This window comes from Pseudomonas sp. GL-R-26, assembly GCF_019947365.1.
Classification (GTDB): domain Bacteria; phylum Pseudomonadota; class Gammaproteobacteria; order Pseudomonadales; family Pseudomonadaceae; genus Aquipseudomonas.
Genome location: NZ_JAGYGI010000014.1, coordinates 1 through 17,823 on the forward strand (window position 1 = coordinate 1; position 17,823 = coordinate 17,823).

General features: G+C 59.2%; 13 protein-coding genes. 7 read left to right on the top strand and 6 right to left on the bottom strand.

Going from position 1 to position 17,823, the window contains the following annotated elements:
• The 6 genes from KGA96_RS15960 to KGA96_RS15985 form a co-directional block, all read right to left on the bottom strand.
• The coding region (locus tag KGA96_RS15960; protein ID WP_223513579.1) for an ABC transporter permease subunit at window positions 1-532 on the bottom strand (532 nt) is incomplete at its 3' end.
• 72 nt (window positions 533-604) lie between these two features.
• Window positions 605-2,200 (bottom strand): ABC transporter substrate-binding protein, encoded by a 1,596-nt coding sequence (locus KGA96_RS15965; RefSeq protein ID WP_223513581.1) that lies wholly within the window; start codon window positions 2,198-2,200, stop codon window positions 605-607.
• Window positions 2,201-2,278: 78 nt separating this feature from the next.
• Entirely contained in the window at window positions 2,279-3,712 is a 1,434-nt protein-coding gene (locus KGA96_RS15970) for an OprD family porin (protein ID WP_046040001.1), read from the bottom strand.
• 173 nt (window positions 3,713-3,885) lie between these two features.
• On the bottom strand, window positions 3,886-5,487 hold the full coding sequence (locus tag KGA96_RS15975) for an ABC transporter substrate-binding protein (RefSeq protein ID WP_223513591.1): 1,602 nt from the start codon (window positions 5,485-5,487) through the stop codon (window positions 3,886-3,888).
• Between the two features lie 303 nt (window positions 5,488-5,790).
• Entirely contained in the window at window positions 5,791-7,416 is a 1,626-nt protein-coding gene (locus tag KGA96_RS15980) for an ABC transporter substrate-binding protein (protein WP_223513594.1), read from the bottom strand.
• 471 nt (window positions 7,417-7,887) lie between these two features.
• A complete protein-coding gene (locus KGA96_RS15985) occupies window positions 7,888-8,604 on the bottom strand; it encodes an SIMPL domain-containing protein (protein ID WP_046040005.1) in 717 nt (238 codons plus the stop codon).
• A gap of 373 nt (window positions 8,605-8,977) precedes the next feature.
• Between KGA96_RS15985 and KGA96_RS15990 the strand changes: the two genes are divergently transcribed.
• The 7 genes from KGA96_RS15990 (at window position 8,978) to KGA96_RS16020 (ending at window position 17,818) form a co-directional block, all read left to right on the top strand.
• Window positions 8,978-10,240 (top strand): ATP-binding protein, encoded by a 1,263-nt coding sequence (locus tag KGA96_RS15990; RefSeq protein WP_057716443.1) that lies wholly within the window; start codon window positions 8,978-8,980, stop codon window positions 10,238-10,240.
• The gene (locus tag KGA96_RS15995) at window positions 10,233-10,793 is read left to right on the top strand and encodes a response regulator transcription factor (protein ID WP_007973041.1); all 561 of its coding nucleotides are present in this window, start codon (window positions 10,233-10,235) and stop codon (window positions 10,791-10,793) included. The genes KGA96_RS15990 and KGA96_RS15995 overlap by 8 nt, the downstream gene beginning before the upstream one ends.
• 97 nt (window positions 10,794-10,890) lie before the next feature.
• A complete protein-coding gene (locus tag KGA96_RS16000; RefSeq protein WP_046040009.1) occupies window positions 10,891-12,618 on the top strand; it encodes an ABC transporter ATP-binding protein/permease in 1,728 nt (575 codons plus the stop codon).
• Between the two features lie 173 nt (window positions 12,619-12,791).
• Entirely contained in the window at window positions 12,792-13,541 is a 750-nt protein-coding gene (locus KGA96_RS16005; protein WP_223467498.1) for a FadR/GntR family transcriptional regulator, read from the top strand.
• A 384-nt stretch (window positions 13,542-13,925) separates the two neighbouring features.
• Window positions 13,926-14,837, top strand: coding sequence for a 5-dehydro-4-deoxyglucarate dehydratase (gene kdgD / locus KGA96_RS16010; RefSeq protein ID WP_007976489.1), 912 nt, complete (start codon window positions 13,926-13,928; stop codon window positions 14,835-14,837).
• A 61-nt stretch (window positions 14,838-14,898) separates the two neighbouring features.
• The gene (locus tag KGA96_RS16015) at window positions 14,899-16,344 is read left to right on the top strand and encodes an aldehyde dehydrogenase family protein (protein ID WP_223513597.1); all 1,446 of its coding nucleotides are present in this window, start codon (window positions 14,899-14,901) and stop codon (window positions 16,342-16,344) included.
• A 100-nt stretch (window positions 16,345-16,444) separates the two neighbouring features.
• Window positions 16,445-17,818 carry an MFS transporter gene (locus KGA96_RS16020; RefSeq protein ID WP_223513599.1) on the top strand — a complete coding sequence of 458 codons (1,374 nt, stop codon included), beginning with the start codon at window positions 16,445-16,447 and terminating at the stop codon, window positions 17,816-17,818.
• Window positions 17,819-17,823 lie beyond the last annotated feature (5 nt).

The window sequence follows — 17,823 nt, forward strand, 5'->3', positions numbered from 1 at the left end:
GTGGCTCGATGTCGTAGAGCAGGTCGATACGCCCGGAAACCGGGGTCCAGCCCAGGCTCACCGAGAAGAACATGATCAGGATCAGGCCCCACCAGAAGATCGGCATCGAGTATCCCGCCAGGGAGACCCCCATCACCCCATGGTCGAACAGGGACCCTCGCTTGAGTGCCGCGATCACTCCGGCCAAGAGGCCCAGGACACCGGCGAACAACAGCGCGGCCGAGGACAGTTCCAGGGTCGCGGGGAACAGGGAGGTGAATTCGCTCCACACGCTTTCACGGGTTCGCAGGGATTCCCCGAGATCGCCGTGGGCCAGCTTGCCGATGTAATCCAGGTACTGGGCATACAGGGGTTTGTTCAGACCTAGGCGTTCCATTGCCTGAGCGTGCATTTCGGGATCGACCCTACGTTCTCCCATCATGACTTCTACGGGGTCGCCCGGGATCATGCGAATCAACGCGAAAGTCAGCAAGGTGATGCCGAAGAACGTGGGGATCAACAACCCCAGTCGGCGGGCAATAAAACTAAACATCGTGTGTTGTACCTCATCAGCCGGTTAGGCGTGCCCGGCATGCCTGGGTCAGGAATGCCGGGAGTTTTCTTATTACTTCACCTGGGTGGTGGCGAAGTTATTCGTGGTGAGGGGGCTAATGTGATAGCCCTCTACGTTGTTGCGCATTGCGGTAAACATTCTAGTGTGCGCCAAGCTGATCCACGGCTGGTCCTGGTTAAAAATAACCTGGGCCTGTTCGTAGAGCGCTGCGCGTTCGGCCGGATCGGTTTTTTCCCGAGCCTGGTCGATCAGCGCCTGGAACTTGTCATTGCACCAGCGTGCGTAGTTTTCTCCGTTCTTGGCCGCTTCACAACTGAGCATAGGCGTCAGGAAGTTATCCGGGTCGCCGTTGTCGCCCGCCCATCCGGCGGAAACCATGTCGTGCTCGCCGTTTTTGGCGCGCTTGAGCATTTCGCCCCATTCCATCACGCGGATGTCGATCTTGATCCCGACCTTGGCCAGGTCGGCTTGCATCATCTGCGCGCCGAGCATCGGGTTCGGGTTGGTTGCACCGCCTCCGTTGCGGGTAAACAGGGTGAAGGTGGTGCCTTCCGGTACGCCGGCTTCCTTGAGCAGGGCACGGGCCTTGTCCAGGTCACGGGCCGGGTTTTTCAGTGTGTGGTTGTAGCCCAGCAGGGTGTCCGGGAACGGGTTGACTGCGGCTGTTGCATTGCCCTTGCCGAACAGCGCGTTAACAGCTGCTTCCTTGTCGAAGGCGATGTCGATGGCTTTACGCACCCGTACATCGCTCAGGTACTTGTGCGTGGTGTTGATGGCGATGTACGCGACGGTCATCGCATTCAGTTCATCGACTTTCAGCTTGTCGTCTTTCTTGATGCTCGGGATGTCATCCGGTTTTGGATACAGCGCAACCTGGCATTCGTTGGCCTTGAGCTTTTGCAGGCGCACGTTGTTGTCGGTGGCGATGGCCAGGATCAGCGCATCAGCCGGCGGCTTGCCACGGAAGTAGTCCGGGTTGGCCTTGAAGCGAACCTGGGCGTCCTTGTTGTAGCGCTGGAAGACGAACGGGCCGGTGCCGACCGGCTTGTTGTTCAGGTCGCCGGTCTTGTTGGCCTTGAGCAACTGGTCGGCGTACTCGGCGGAGTAGATCGACGAGAAGGCCATGGCAATGTCGGCCAGAAACGGTGCTTCAGGACGGGTCAGGGTGAACTTGACCGTGTTGTCGTCGACTTTCTCGACGCTTTTCAGCAGTTCCTTGAAGCCCATGCTTTCAAAGTACGGGAAACCCACGCTCGACAGTTTGTGCCACGGGTGATTCGGGTCCAGCTGACGCTGGAAGCTCCAGACCACGTCGTCGGCATTCATGTCGCGGGTCGGCTTGAAGTATTCGGTGGTGTGGAACTTGACGCCTTTACGCAGATGGAATGTGTAGCTCAGGCCGTCTTCGCTGATGTCCCAGGAGTCGGCCAGCGCCGGAATCACGTCGGTGGTACCGGGCTTGAAGTCTGCCAGGCGATTGAAGATGGTTTCGGCCACGGCGTCGGCTGTGACTGCAGTCGTGTACTGGACCATGTCGAAGCCTTCGGGGCTGTTTTCGGTACAAACCACCAAGGGTTTGGCCGAGACACCGACAGCGACACTGAGCAACGCGGCCGCGATGGCCGCACGTAGGGGAAGCATTTTCATCAAGAACCCTCTGCAATCAGTTAAAGGACAAAAGCCGAACGGCCGATTCGTCATTGAATCAGCCGTTCGGCACGGGCATTACAGGATGTTGAACGGAACCGTGGTCACGAGACGGAACTCGTTGATGCTGCCGTCAGCCTGGTTTTCGCTGGCACGGTGAGCGGTGTAGGTGCCGCGGATCGTGGTGGCCTTGAGCGGGCCGCTCTGCACGGCGTAGGTCGCGCCGATGCCGTATTCATAGTGGGTTTCGCCATCCTGGGACTGGATGCCGTCGTAACCCTTGCCTGCCACGCCGCCGTTGCCGGTGTAGTGAGTACCGTCGATGCCCCAGCCGCGAGCCTGGTAGATGTTGAACTTCAGACCTGGCACGCCGTATTCGGCCATGTTCAGACCGTAGGCAACCTGGAACGATTTTTCGTTCGGGCCGTTGAAGTCCGACAGCAGGGAGTTGGCCAGGTAGATGCCGTTGGTTTCGTGCAGGTAGTCGAAGTACTCGTTACCGTTCACTTCCTGGTACGAGAAGGTCAGGGTGTGGGCCTGGTGGGTCAGGCCGAACGACAGGGAGTAGGTGTCGTTGTCGATATCGCCGATCAGGGCTTTACCGGTTTCCTTGGTTTTGTAGTAGTTCAGGCCGGTGGTCAGGCTCAGTACCTGGCTGTCGCCCAGTACGTGAGAGGCGCCGAAATAGTACTGGTTCCAGATGTCTTCAGCCTGGGTCGCCCAGAGGCTGGTGGTCAGGCTGGCGAGCGGGTTGTAGGTGATACCGCCGGTGTAGATGTGGTCGGTTTCGACGATGCCGTTGGCGTATTCGGTGCGGAATTTGCGCTGGCTTTCTTCGGTACGCGGTGAGTTGCGGTCGAAGGTGGCGAGGTCGAAGGCCAGGTTGTTCAGCTCTTCGCTGTGGATGGCCACACCTTCGAAGCTCGAAGGCAGTGCACGGTTACCGATCACGTCGACCATCGGGCTGCTGAAGTTCATGCGGCCGGCGGTCAGGGTGCTGTTGGAAATACGGGCCTTGACGTTGGCCAGGCCCAGTTTGCTCCACTGGCCTTGAGCGTCGCCGCCTTCCTTGGTCAGGGTACGGTTGTTGCCCGCGCCAGGACGAGAGCCCGGTGCTCCGCCGTTGTTGGACGCCAAGTCTTTGCGGTCCCGGTCCAGGGCAACGGCATTGTAGGCGGCGACTTCAGTGCTGAAACCGACAGTGCCTTCGGTGAAGCCCGAGTTGTACTTGAGGATGGTGCCCTGGACCCAGTTGATCCGGCGATCGGTCGGGGTCGAAACGCCGTCCTTCTTGTAGGCGAACTTGGCGCCGCGTTGCAGTTGCTCGTTGGCGTACCAGTTACGCGTGGTGCCGGTGATCGACTGGCCTTCGACAAAGCCGGTGGCTTCGCTTTGGGCGCTTTTCTCGTTCACGGTAACCGGGGTGAAAGCCTGGCTTTGGGTTTCTGCGTAAGCCGTGGCGGTTACGCTGCTTATGGCCAAGGCCAATAACGCGGTGCTGCTCAGTTTCATGGGTAAAGCTCCTTACTTTCTTTTTTTATGCCGGTCTTTTTTTGTGATCCGGCTATTGGTTTAGAACTCATTCACGGCATCGCAAACGTTTGCTGTCAGCCAAATTGGCAAAAGACGGCAAAGCGTCTGCGTGAGGGCGGAAAATCCGCCCCCCGGCATTTCTGGCTAATCGGTTATTTTTCTATGCTGACACCCGAGAAAACGTTGCGACCGAACGGGCTCACTTTGAACCCTTCGATTTTGGCGCTCAGCGGCTGGTTGACCGTTGAGTGGGCGACTGGCGTGATCGGCACTTGCTGCTTGAGCAACTGCTGCGCCTGTTTGTAGAGCAGGGTGCGCTGGTCGCGGTCGGTGACGACCTTGGCCTGCTTGATCAGCTTGTCGTAAGCCGGATCACACCACATCGAGTAGTTGTTACCACCAATGGCGTCGCAGCTGTAGAGCGTGCCCAGCCAGTTGTCCGGATCACCGTTGTCGCCGGTCCAGCCGATCAGGCTGATGTCGTGCTCGCCGTTCTTGGTGCGCTTGATGTACTCGCCCCACTCATAGCTGACGATCTTGACCTTGAGGCCGATTTTCGCCCAGTCAGCCTGGAGCATTTCGGCCATCAACTTGGCATTGGGGTTGTACGGACGCTGGACCGGCATGGCCCAGAGGGTGATTTCGGTGCCTTCCTTGACGCCGGCAGCCTTGAGCAACTCCTTGGCTTTTTCCGGGTTGTAGGCGGCGTCCTTGATGGTCTCGTCGTAGGACCATTGGGTCGGCGGCATGGCGTTGACCGCCAGTTGCCCCGCGCCCTGGTAGACGGCATTGAGAATGCCTTGTTTGTTCACCGCCATGTCCAGCGCCTGGCGTACTTCGAGCTGGTCGAAGGGTTTGTGGCGCACGTTGTAGGCGATGTAGCCGAGGTTGAAACCAGGCTTCTCGATCAATTGCAGGGCCGGGTCGCTCTTCAGTGCGGTTACATCGGCAGGGCGTGGATGCAAGGTGATCTGACACTCGCCGGCCTTGAGTTTCTGCACGCGCACCGAGGCGTCGGTGTTGATGGCGAAAATCAGGTTGTCGAGCTTGACCCGGCTCGGGTCCCAGTAATGCTTGTTGCCGGTGTAACGGATGTTCGAGTCTTTCTGGTAGCTCTTGAACACGAACGGCCCGGTGCCGATCGGCTTCTGGTTGATGTCGCTCGGCTTGCCTTCGGCCAGCAGCTTGTCGGCGTACTCGGCCGAAAGGATGGCGGCGAAGCTCATGGCGATGTTCTGGATGAACGCGGCGTCTACACTATTGAGCGTAAAGACCACGGTCAGCGGCCCGGTCTTTTCGACCTTGGCGATGTTCTTGTTCAGGCTCATGCCGTTGAAGTACGGAAACTCTGTCGGATAAGCCTTACGGAAGGGTTGTTGCGGATCGAGCATGCGATTGAACGTGAACAGCACGTCATCGGCGTTGAAGTCTCGGGTCGGCGTGAAGTATTTGGTGGTATGAAACTTCACTCCTTCGCGCAGGTGAAAGGTGTATTTGAGGCCGTCCTCGGAAATATCCCAGCTCATGGCCAGGCCCGGTACGACGTTGGTCGCGCCTTTTTCAAACTCTGCCAACCGGTTGTACAGCGGCTCGGCGGCGTCGTTGTCGGTCGCAGTGGTGTACTGCGCCGTGTCGAAACCGGCGGGGCTGCCTTCGGAGCAGAACACCAGGCTGTTGTTGGCGGCCTGGGTGATGGAAGTGGCGGCCAACAGGCCGGTGCCCAGCAATGCGGATAAAACCAAGGTATGGCGCATAACGCTCCCTCTTTTCTCAAAGTGTTGTCAATGAGCCGCCGTCCCGTCCGCGGACGTAGGGGCATCACTGATTTCAAGCCATGCACACAGCAGTAACCGATGACCCACGCGTGCACTGGTCAGATCCCGACGGTATGAGCCATGGGTCCGGCAGTAAATGCGTAGAGTCCTAAAGACTCGTAGGAAATGGCAACGCGTCCTCGCCCGATGCTGTAGTCAGCTGCGGATTAGGATGTAGGCGAATTCCTGCTTTCTCGGAAGATAAAGCAACGGCGACGTCAGGAACGCCGCCGTTGCAAAACCTTATTTGCTGACGCTGACGCCGTAGAAGGAGTTCAAGCCAAATGGGCTGATCTTGAAGTCCTGCACGTTGGCGCGCATGGGTTGGAACACCGTCGAGTGAGCGATAGGTGTCATAGGCACAGCGTCTTTGAGGACGTGTTGCGCCTGTTTGTACAGTTCGGTGCGTTTGCCTTGGTCCGAAGTGCGCTTGGCTTGCTTGACGATGTCGTCAAACTTCTTGTCGCACCATTTGGAGAAGTTGTTGCCTTCCAGCGAGTCGCAGCCGAACAGTACGTTCAGCCAGTTGTCCGGATCACCATTGTCACCGCTCCAGCCAATCAGCATCGCCTGGTTCTCGCCACCTTTGGAGCGCTTGATGTACTCGCCCCACTCGTAGCTCTGGATCTTGACCTTGAGGCCGATCTTGGACCAGTCGGACTGCAGCATTTCTGCCATCAGCTTGGCGTTCGGGTTGTATGGACGCTGTACCGGCATCGCCCATAGAACGATTTCGGTGCCCTCTTTCACGCCGGCTTCCTTGAGCAGCTCCTTGGCTTTCTCAGGGTTGTACGGCGCATCCTTGATGGTGGTGTCGTAGGACCACTGGGTCGGAGGCATGGCGTTGACGGCCAGCTGGCCGGCGCCCTGATACACGGAGTCGATGATCTGTTGCTTGTTGACCGCCATGTCCATTGCCTGGCGTACCTTCAGGTCAGCCAACGGGTTCGCATCCGTTTGCCCCTTGACCTTGGGCATCACGTTGTAGGCGATGTAACCGAGGTTGAAACCAGCCTGGTCAGGCAGTTTCAAGTCCTTGTCTTCCTTGAGCGCCTTCAGGTCGGCCGGACGAGGGAACAGGGTGACCTGGCACTCGTTCTTCTTCAGCTTCTGGATACGTACCGACGGGTCGGTGGTGATGGCGAAGATCAGGTTGTCGATCTTCACGTCGTCAGGCTTCCAGTAGTCCTTGTTCCCGGTGTAGCGGATGTTGGAGTCTTTCTGGTAGCTCTTGAACACGAACGGGCCGGTGCCGATCGGCTTCTGGTTGATGTCGGCAGTCTTGCCTTCCTTGAGCAGTTGGGCAGCGTACTCGGCGGACTGGATCGAGGCGAAGCTCATGGCCATGTTCTGGATGAACGCGGCATCAACGTCTTTGAGGGTGAACTTGACCGTGTGGTCGTCGACTTTATCGATCTTGGTGATGTTGGTATCCATCCCCATGTCGGTGAAGTACGGGAATTCGGTCGGGTACGCTTTGCGGAACGGGTCATCCTTGTTAATCATGCGATTAAAGGTGAACAGCACGTCGTCGGCGTTGAACTCACGAGTCGGCTTGAAATACGGGGTGGTGTGGAACTTGACGCCTTCACGCAGGTGGAAGGTGTAAGTCAGGCCGTCATCGGAGATGTCCCACTTGGTCGCCAGCCCAGGAATAACGGCGGTGCCGCCGCGCTCGAACTGGGTGAGGCGGTTGAACATGGTTTCTGCAGAGGCGTCGAAGTCGGTTCCGGTGGTGTATTGACCTGGATCGAAACCGGCCGGGCTCCCTTCGGAGCAGAACACCAGGTTAGTCGCTGCTTGGGCGAACGGTGCGCTGGCTAACAAGCTTGCGCCAACTAAGAACGGAATGACCGCGTGTTTAAGCATGGTGGCCTCATGATTTGTTGTCATTTTTGGAATTAGAGGACGACCTCGTGAGTCGTGCCTGCGGATACTTATGCAGGGGCCATACCCAATGCAAGATCCAGAGTGACTACAAGCCTTAAACGGTGGCACGAACGTACCTTAATGTCGCATTTGTATAACTCCTGACGCATTTGACCGTTTGCGCGGCGTTTTTACGGTGCAAATGACGCACTTTCAAGGTGCATCCCGAACGCTGAGTGCTCCCGATCAGGGCGAGGTGTTACTTATTTATACCCCGTTTTGGGCGGTGGGTATGGCGTGAATAAGAGTGGTTATTGTTGCACCGATGGTGGCCAATCAATTTCAGTTGCACCCGGTGCAACTGCCGGCTTTTTCCGGTGGTCTCTCCAGTTATAGCTCATGCCTGAAAACTGCCCAAAAAAAACGGCGATCATCTGAGTGATCGCCGTCTTTTGTTTACGGGCTATCGATTCAAGGCATCAGCACTTCAATCGAGCCATCCGCGGTCATGCTGACCTGGCTGGTGCCGGCCTCGACATCCGGCGTCACCGGTGCGCTGTCCATGGCGGCGGCTTTCATCATCATTGGAGCGCGCAGGTAAGGCTGTGGATAACCGTTGCTGTTGAGGTTCAGGTTGACGATTTTGTAGCTCTTGCCGCCCAGGGCGTCGGTGGCCAGTTGGGCGCGGGCCTTGAAGGCGGTCACGGCGTCCTTGAGCAGGGCGTCTTCGCTGGCCTTGCGCGTCGGGGTGGCGATGGCGAAGTCCATGCCACCCATTTTCAGGTCGGTGAGCAGTTCGCCGGTCAGCTTCGACAGCGCGGCGAAGTCCGAACTCTCCAGGCGCAATTCGGCGCGCTCGCGCCAACCAGTGATTTTCTGGCCCTTGGTGTCGTAGATCGGATAGCTGTTACGGCTGCCCTGGCGCAGGGTGATGTTCTTGACTTGCTTGGCCTGGGCCAGCGCCTTGTTCATGGTGGTGCTGACATCGGCGGCGAGTTTGGCCGGGTCGGTGTTCTGTTCTTCGGTGTAGAGGGTCACGATCATCAGGTCGCGGGCCACTTCCTGACTGACTTCGGCGCGCAGGGAAATCTGGTTGTAATGTAGCTCGTCGGCGGCCAGGGCCGGGAGGCTGGCGACGGTGCCAACGCTCAGGGCGAGGAGGGCGGCGCTGCGGCGGAATGTGTGCATGAAGGCTCCTTGAAAGGTGCGCAGGGGTATGATCCGGGCCTGCGTGAAACCATCAGACTCTAGCTTTTATGCTCCGGTTCGCACAGTTACAACTTCTATACAGATGGCGCACAGGTGGCCCTGTGGTGAGGGGGCTTGCCCCCGTTCGGCTGCGAAGCAGTCGCAAATGGGTTCACGGGATTCAACAGACAAAACGCAGAGCCATGCTTTGGGACTGCTTCGCAGTCCAACGGGGGCAAGCCCCCTCGCCACAGAGTTCATTGCACGCAGATCCATGCGTCTGGCTGTGGCCGTTTGCCGCACTTTTGCCTGTCAGCCCCCGTGCTTGGTTATACTCCCTGCGATCCGCCTGGAGCGCTCATCAGGAGAGCTCATGCTCGCCCCCGTTCAAATCACTTCCGCCACTCGCCAGAACCTCTGGCGGCTGACGTTCATCCGCACGTTGGTGCTGGCCGCCCAGGCCGGTTCCGTTGGCCTGGCCTACTGGCTCGAATTGCTGCCACTGCCCTGGTTTCAATTGGCGGCGACGCTCGCATGTTCAATGCTGCTGTGCGTGTTCACGGCGATTCGCCTGCGCACCTCGTGGCCGGTGACCGAGCTCGAATACGCCGTGCAACTGGCCTGCGACCTGTTTATCCACAGTGCCTTGCTGTATTTCTCCGGCGGCTCGACCAACCCCTTCGTCTCCTATTACCTGGTGCCGCTGACCATTGCCGCGGTGACGTTGCCATGGCGTTATTCGGTGATCCTGTCGGGTATCGCGCTGACGATGTACACGCTGTTGCTGGCGCAGTTCTACCCGCTGCAAACCTTCCCGATTGCCCGGGAAAACCTGCAGGTGTACGGGATGTGGTTGAGCTTCGCCCTTGCTGCCGCAGTGATCACCTTCTTCGCCGCGCGCATGGCCGAAGAACTGCGTCGTCAGGAAGAGCTGCGGGCCATTCGTCGCGAAGAAGGCCTGCGCGATCAGCAACTGCTGGCTGTCGCCACCCAGGCCGCCGGTGCGGCCCATGAACTGGGCACGCCACTGGCGACCATGAGCGTGTTGCTCAAGGAAATGCGTCAGGACCACCATGACCCGATGTTGCAGGATGACCTGAGCGTGCTGCAGGATCAGGTCAAGTTGTGTAAAGAGACCTTGCAGCATCTGGTGCGTGCCGCCGAAGCCAATCGCCGGTTGGCTGTGGAGATGCAGGACGTCACCGACTGGCTTGATGAAGCCCTCAATCGCTGGCACCTGATGCGCCCGGAAGCCAGCTATCGTTTCCAACGCCTCGGTCAGGGTCCGGTCCCCCGCATGGCGCCGCCACCAGACCTGACCCAGGCTTTGCTGAATCTGTTGAACAACGCTGCCGATGCCTGCCCCGAAGGGCTGCAAGTCACGCTGGACTGGGATTGGGAAAACCTCACCATCAGCATTCGTGATCATGGAGCCGGTGTGCCGCTGGCCATCGCCGAGCAAATCGGCAAACCGTTTTTTACCACCAAGGGCAAAGGTTTCGGCCTGGGCCTGTTTTTGAGCAAGGCCAGCGTGACACGCGCCGGCGGCTCAGTGAAACTCTACAGTCATGAGGAAGGTGGCACGCTCACCGAGCTGCGCCTGCCCCGTGTCGCCCGAGGAGACGAACATGAGTGAAGAGATCCAAGTCGAAGGCGAAGAACTGCCGCATTTGTTGCTGGTCGATGACGACGCCACATTCACCCGCGTCATGGCCCGTGCCATGGCCCGCCGTGGTTTTCGCGTCAGCACTGCCGGTTCCGCCGAGGAAGGCCTGGAGCTGGCCAAGGCCGATCTGCCGGATTACGCCGCCCTGGACCTGAAGATGGACGGCGATTCCGGCCTGGTGCTGCTGCCCAAGTTGCTGGAAATGGACCCGGAAATGCGCGTGGTGATCCTCACCGGTTATTCGAGCATTGCCACTGCCGTCGAGGCGATCAAGCGCGGTGCCTGCAACTACCTGTGCAAGCCGGCGGACGCCGACGACGTGCTGGCGGCGCTGCTGTCCGAGCACGCCGACCTCGACAGTCTGGTGCCGGAAAACCCGATGTCCGTGGACCGCTTGCAGTGGGAGCACATCCAGCGCGTGCTGACCGAGCACGAAGGCAATATCTCCGCCACGGCCCGTGCCCTGGGCATGCACCGCCGCACGCTGCAGCGAAAACTGCAGAAGCGTCCGGTTCGCCGCTGAACCAGCGCTGAACGAATGCGGGCCGTATCTCGCGACAAACCGGACCGATCATCTATGATCGGTTCGTGCGTGTACTTTTCTCTATCGAGCCTTATCCATGAATCAGAACGCTGAGTATTCCGCGGTCAACGACGCCGTGCGCGGGCAGTTTTTTCGCAAAGTGTGGGCGATGATCACGCCTTACTGGCGCAGTGAAGAGAAGGTCAAGGCCTGGACGCTGCTGATCGCGGTGATTGCGCTGTCGCTGATCAGCGTGGGGATCTCGGTGTGGTTCAACACCTGGTACAAGGACTTCTACAACGCCCTGCAAAAGAAGGACGAGGCGGCGTTCTGGCAACTGATCCTGTACTTCTGCGCGATTGCGGCGGTGGCGATCGTCGGCGCGGTGTACCGGCTGTACCTGACGCAGATGCTAACGATCCGCTGGCGGGCGTGGCTTACTGAAAAGCACTTTGCACGCTGGTTGGGTGACAAAAATTACTACCAACTGGAGCAGGGCGGTTACACCGATAACCCGGACCAGCGGATTTCCGAAGACCTCAACAACTTCACTTCCAACACCCTTGAACTGGGTATCGGGCTGCTGCGCAATATCGTCAGCCTGGTGTCGTTTTCGATCATCCTGTGGGGCGTGTCGGGCAGCATTGAAGTATTCGGCATCACCATTCCCGGCTACATGTTCTGGTGCGTGCTGGTTTACGCGGTGGTAGGCAGCTGGTTGACGCATTTGATCGGTCGTCGCCTGATCGGCCTGAACAACCAGCAACAACGCTTCGAAGCCGACCTGCGTTTCTCCATGGTGCGAATTCGCGAGAATGCCGAAAGCATCGCGTTGTACAACGGCGAACCGAACGAAAACCGTCGGTTGAGCAGCCGCTTCGGGATGGTCTGGCATAACTTCTGGGACATCATGAAAGTGTCCAAGCGCCTGACGTTCTTCACCGCCGGTTACAGCCAGGCCGCCATCATCTTCCCCTTCATGGTTGCCGCGCCGCGTTACCTTTCCGGCAAGATCGAACTGGGCGAGCTGATGCAAATCAGCTCGGCATTCGGCAATGTGCAGGAAAGCTTCAGCTGGTTTATCAGTGCGTACCAGAGCCTCGCTTCCTGGCGCGCCACCTGCGATCGTCTGTTGAGCTTCCACCAGGCCATGCGTGACAACGAAGAGCGTGCGCCGGCCATCGACGTACAGAATTCGGGCTCGGCGCTGAAGGTGCACAACCTCGGCCTCGACCTGGCTGAAGGTCGTCACCTGCTGACCAACGCCGACATGACCGTGAAGGAGGGCGAGCGTGTAATGCTCAGCGGTCGTTCCGGCAGCGGCAAGTCGACCCTGCTGCGGGCGATGGGACATCTGTGGCCAACCGGCCACGGCAGCATTCGCCTGCCATCGGCGCGCTACCTGTTCCTGCCGCAAAAACCGTATTTGCCGATTGGCACCCTGCGTGATGTCCTCAGTTATCCACAGCCCGGCGATACCTATCCGAAGGAGCGCTACGCGCAGGTGCTGGAAACCTGCCGCTTGCCGCACCTGATTGCCCGTCTCGACGAAGCCAACCACTGGCAGCGCATGTTGTCGCCAGGTGAGCAGCAGCGCCTGGCCTTCGCCCGTGCGCTGCTTTATGCACCGCAATGGCTGTATATGGACGAAGCCACCTCGGCGATGGACGAAGAAGACGAGGCCACGCTGTATCAGGCGCTGATCGATGAGTTGCCGGGGCTGAGCATTGTCAGCGTCGGTCATCGCAGCAGCCTGAAGCGCTTCCACCCGCGGCACATTCGTATCGAGAATGGCCATCTGGTGGATCAGGCTGTGACCGCCTGAAGACCTTGGATCCCTGTGGGAGCGAGCTTGCTCGCGATGCGGAGTGTCAGACATTTAAATATTGAATGTCGTACCGCTATCGCGAGCAGGCTCGCTCCTACAAGGTGATCGTACAACTGCGTTGCGCTATGATGCGCTTTCAGCCGCCGAACTTTTCGAGACAGATGTTCACCATGGAAAACCCGAACGACGCACCACGCCTCCCACGCAAGCGCCGCAGCCTCGCTCAGGAACTGGTGACGGTGCTGTCCGAGCAGATCCGCGACGGCCATCTCAAGCGTGGCGACAAGTTGCCCACCGAGTCGGCCATCATGGATGCCCATGGTGTCAGCCGCACGGTGGTGCGCGAGGCGATTTCCCGTTTGCAGGCGGCAGGGCAAGTGGAAACCCGCCACGGTATCGGCACCTTCGTGCTCGACACGCCGAGCCCGAGCGGTTTCCGTATCGACCCGGCGACCGTGGTGACCTTGCGCGATGTGCTGGCGATCCTGGAACTGCGCATCAGCCTGGAAGTGGAGTCTGCCGGGTTGGCGGCGCAACGCCGCAGTCCGGAACAGTTGGCCAACATGCGCGCCGCCCTCGATGCGTTGAATGAAAGCGCCGCTCACGCCAGTGACGCCGTGGCTTCGGACTTCGCCTTCCACCTCGAAATCGCGCTGTCCACCGGCAACCGTTACTTCACCGACATCATGACCCACCTGGGCACCAGCATCATTCCGCGCACACGGCTGAACTCCGCGCGCCTGGCCCATGACGACCAGCAGCACTACATGGGTCGCCTGAGCCGTGAGCACGAAGAAATCTACGACGCCATTGCCCGTCAGGATTCCGATGCGGCGCGGGCTGCCATGCGTTTGCACCTGACCAACAGCCGTGAGCGGTTGCGTCATGCCCATGAAGAGGCTGAGGCGCAGCGGGGGTAAGTAATTTGCCCTTGTCCTCCATCGTCTGAACTACCGCTATCGCGAGCAGGCTCGCTCCTACAGTGGATCTCGCAACACTGAAGATCACTGTAGGAGCGAGCCTGCTCGCGATAGGGCCGTAACCTATAAAACAAATCCAGTAGTTTTCCCGCATCTTCCGACAACGTATCTCTCAAGCGACCGTTTATCACGGTGCTCGCAACTGTCCTTCTTCCGCTGAAACCCGCTAAAAATCAGGCCAACAGCCTTTCTTGTCGAACAATTTTCATCCCCTGGCGATGAAATGCAGTTGACGGTTGTATTTTAAGTTGTACGATGACCTACAACTTCAGCGCAGGCTGAACGGTTTTCTCACACAACGTCGTTATCCAGGGTGTTCGAATAATGAATCCACAAGAACTGAAGTCCATCCTCTCTTCCGGTCTGCTGTCTTTCCCGGTTACCGATTTCAATGCTCAGGGCGACTTCAATCGCGCGGGTTACATCAAGCGTCTCGAATGGCTGGCCCCATACGGCGCCTCGGCACTGTTCGCCGCGGGCGGCACCGGTGAGTTCTTCTCTCTGGCGGCCAGCGAATATTCGGAAATCATCAAGACTGCGGTCGACACTTGTGCCACCAGCGTGCCAATCCTGGCCGGTGTGGGCGGTTCGACCCGCCAGGCCATCGAATACGCACAGGAAGCCGAGCGTCTGGGCGCCAAGGGCCTGTTGCTGCTACCGCACTACCTGACCGAAGCCAGCCAGGACGGCGTTGCCGCCCACGTTGAAGCCGTGTGCAAATCGGTCAACATCGGCGTGGTGGTCTACAACCGTAACGTCTGCCGCCTGACCGCGCCGCTGCTGGAACGTCTGGCCGAGCGCTGCCCGAACCTGATCGGCTACAAGGATGGCCTGGGTGATATCGAGTTGATGGTGTCGATCCGTCGCCGCCTCGGTGATCGCTTCAGCTACCTGGGTGGCTTGCCGACCGCCGAAGTCTACGCCGCGGCCTACAAGGCGCTGGGCGTGCCGGTCTACTCCTCGGCGGTGTTCAACTTCATCCCGAAAACCGCGATGGACTTCTACCACGCGATCGCTCGTGAAGATCACGCGACCGTCGGCAAGATCATCGACGACTTCTTCCTGCCGTACCTGGACATCCGTAACCGCAAGGCCGGATATGCCGTGAGCATCGTCAAGGCCGGGGCAAAAATCGCCGGCTACGACGCAGGTCCTGTGCGTGCACCGCTGACCGATCTGACCGGCGAGGAGTATGAAATGCTCGCTGCGTTGATCGACAAGCAGGGTGCGCAGTAACACATCCGATTAAGTAAGGCCGCTGAGCAATCAGCGGCCTTTTGCGTGAGGAGATCTCAAAGTGGCAGATGCAAAGTGTTTCGATAACTACATCAACGGCGAATGGGTTGCCGGTGGCGACTATTCGACCAACATCAACCCGTCCGAACTGAGCGACGCCATCGGCGACTACGCCAAGGCTGATCTGGCTCAGGTCCACGCCGCCATCGACGCCGCCCGTGCCGCGTTCCCGGCCTGGTCCACTTCCGGCATTCAGGCGCGTCACGATTCCCTGGATAAAGTCGGTACTGAAATCCTCGCCCGTCGCGAAGAGCTCGGCACCCTGCTGGCCCGGGAAGAGGGCAAGACCCTGCCTGAAGCCATCGGTGAAGTGACCCGCGCCGGTAACATCTTCAAGTTCTTCGCCGGTGAATGCCTGCGTCTGTCCGGCGACTACCTGCCTTCGGTGCGTCCGGGCGTCAACGTTGAAGTCACTCGCGAAGCCCTGGGCGTGGTCGGTCTGATTACCCCATGGAACTTCCCGATTGCCATCCCGGCATGGAAAATCGCCCCGGCCCTGGCCTACGGCAATTGCGTCGTGCTCAAACCCGCGGACCTGGTTCCAGGTTGCGCCTGGGCCCTGGCCGAAATCATCTCCCGCGCAGGCTTCCCGGCCGGTGTGTTCAACCTGGTGATGGGCAGCGGTCGTGTGGTTGGCGATGCGCTGGTCCACAGCCCGAAAGTCGACGGCATCAGCTTCACCGGTTCCGTGGGTGTTGGTCGTCAGATCGCCGTCAGCTGCGTATCGCGCCAGGCCAAGGTCCAGCTGGAAATGGGCGGCAAGAACCCGCAGATCATTCTCGACGACGCCGACCTCAAGCAAGCGGTCGAGCTGTCGGTACAGAGCGCGTTCTACTCCACCGGCCAGCGTTGCACCGCTTCCAGCCGCTTTATCGTCACCGCTGGCATCCACGACCAGTTCGTCGAAGTCATGGCCGAGCGCATGAAGTCGATCAAGGTCGGCCACGCGTTGAAGGCTGGTACCGACATCGGGCCGGTGGTCTCGCAAGCGCAGCTTGAGCAGGACATGAAGTACATCGACATCGGCCAGTCCGAAGGTGCGCGTCTGGTCAGCGGCGGTGGTCTGGTGACCTGCGACACCGAGGGTTACTTCCTCGCGCCAACCCTGTTTGCCAACAGCGAAGCTTCGATGCGCATCAGCCAGGAAGAGATCTTCGGCCCGGTGGCCAACATCGTTCGCGTCGCCGATTACGAAGCTGCGCTGGCCATGGCCAACGACACCGAGTTCGGGCTGTCGGCGGGCATCGCTACCACGTCCCTGAAGTACGCCAACCACTTCAAGCGCCACTCCCAGGCCGGGATGGTGATGGTCAACCTGCCGACCGCCGGTGTGGATTACCACGTTCCGTTCGGTGGGCGTAAAGGTTCATCCTATGGATCACGTGAGCAAGGTCGCTATGCGCAAGAGTTTTACACTGTCGTAAAAACTGCCTACATCGGATCGTAACCCCGCTGCACCCGCGCAAGGTCCTTGCCTAAGGCCTTGCGCGGCACATGACTCTTGAATGTTTTACCCGCATAAAAATAATCAGTGGGAGTACATCTACATGCAATCGACCAAGCCGACTCACGTCCGCTATTTGATCCTGCTCATGCTGTTTCTGGTGACCACGATCAACTACGCCGACCGCGCTACCATCGCAATCGCCGGCTCCAGCCTGCAAAAAGACCTCGGCATCGACGCCGTTACCCTCGGCTACATCTTCTCCGCATTCGGTTGGGCCTACGTGGCCGGGCAAATCCCCGGTGGCTGGTTGCTGGACCGTTTCGGCTCGAAAAAAATCTACGCACTGAGCATCTTCACCTGGTCGCTGTTCACCGTGCTGCAGGGCTATGTCGGCGAGTTCGGCATGTCTACCGCAGTGGTCGCGCTGTTCATGCTGCGCTTTTTGGTGGGCCTGGCCGAAGCGCCATCCTTCCCCGGCAACGCGCGCATCGTGGCGGCCTGGTTCCCGACCGCTGAACGCGGTACTGCCTCGGCTATCTTCAACTCCGCGCAGTACTTCGCCACCGTGCTGTTCGCACCGCTGATGGGCTGGATCGTCTTCACCTTCGGCTGGCAGCACGTGTTCATTGTCATGGGCGTGATCGGCATGGTGTTCTCGCTGGTCTGGCTGAAAGTTATCCACAGCCCGCGTCAACACCCGATGATCAACGATGCCGAGTTCAAGCACATCGCCGACAATGGTGGCATGGTCGACCTGGATCAGGACAAGGCCAAAGGTTCGGCCAAACGCAGCGAGGGTCCGAAATGGGACTACGTGCGCCAGTTGCTGACCAACCGCATGATGCTGGGCGTGTACCTGAGCCAGTACTGCATCAACGCCATCACTTATTTCTTCCTGACCTGGTTCCCGGTGTACCTGGTGCAGGAACGCGGCATGACCATTCTCAAGGCCGGTTTTATTGCCTCCTTGCCGGCGATCTGCGGCTTCATCGGTGGTGTGCTCGGCGGGGTGATTTCCGATTACCTGCTGCGCAAAGGCCATTCCCTGACCTTCGCCCGCAAAGCGCCGATCATTGCCGGCCTGCTGGTTTCCAGCAGCATTGTGGCTTGCAACTATGTGGACATCGAATGGATGGTCGTGGGCTTCATGGCTCTGGCGTTCTTCGGTAAAGGCGTGGGCGCGCTGGGCTGGGCCGTGGTCTCCGACACCTCGCCGAAGCAGATCGCCGGTCTGAGTGGCGGCCTGTTCAACATGTTCGGCAACATCGCCTCGATCACCACCCCGATCGTCATCGGTTACATCATCAGCTCCACCGGTTCGTTCAAATGGGCGTTGGTGTTCGTCGGTTGCAACGCTTTGGTCGCGGTGTTCAGCTATCTGGTGATCGTGGGCCCGATCAAGCGCGTGGTGCTAAAAGAGCCGCCAGCGAACGGTACTGAAGCCCCTGGCAAATTGTCTCAAGCGCATTCCTGAGGAGC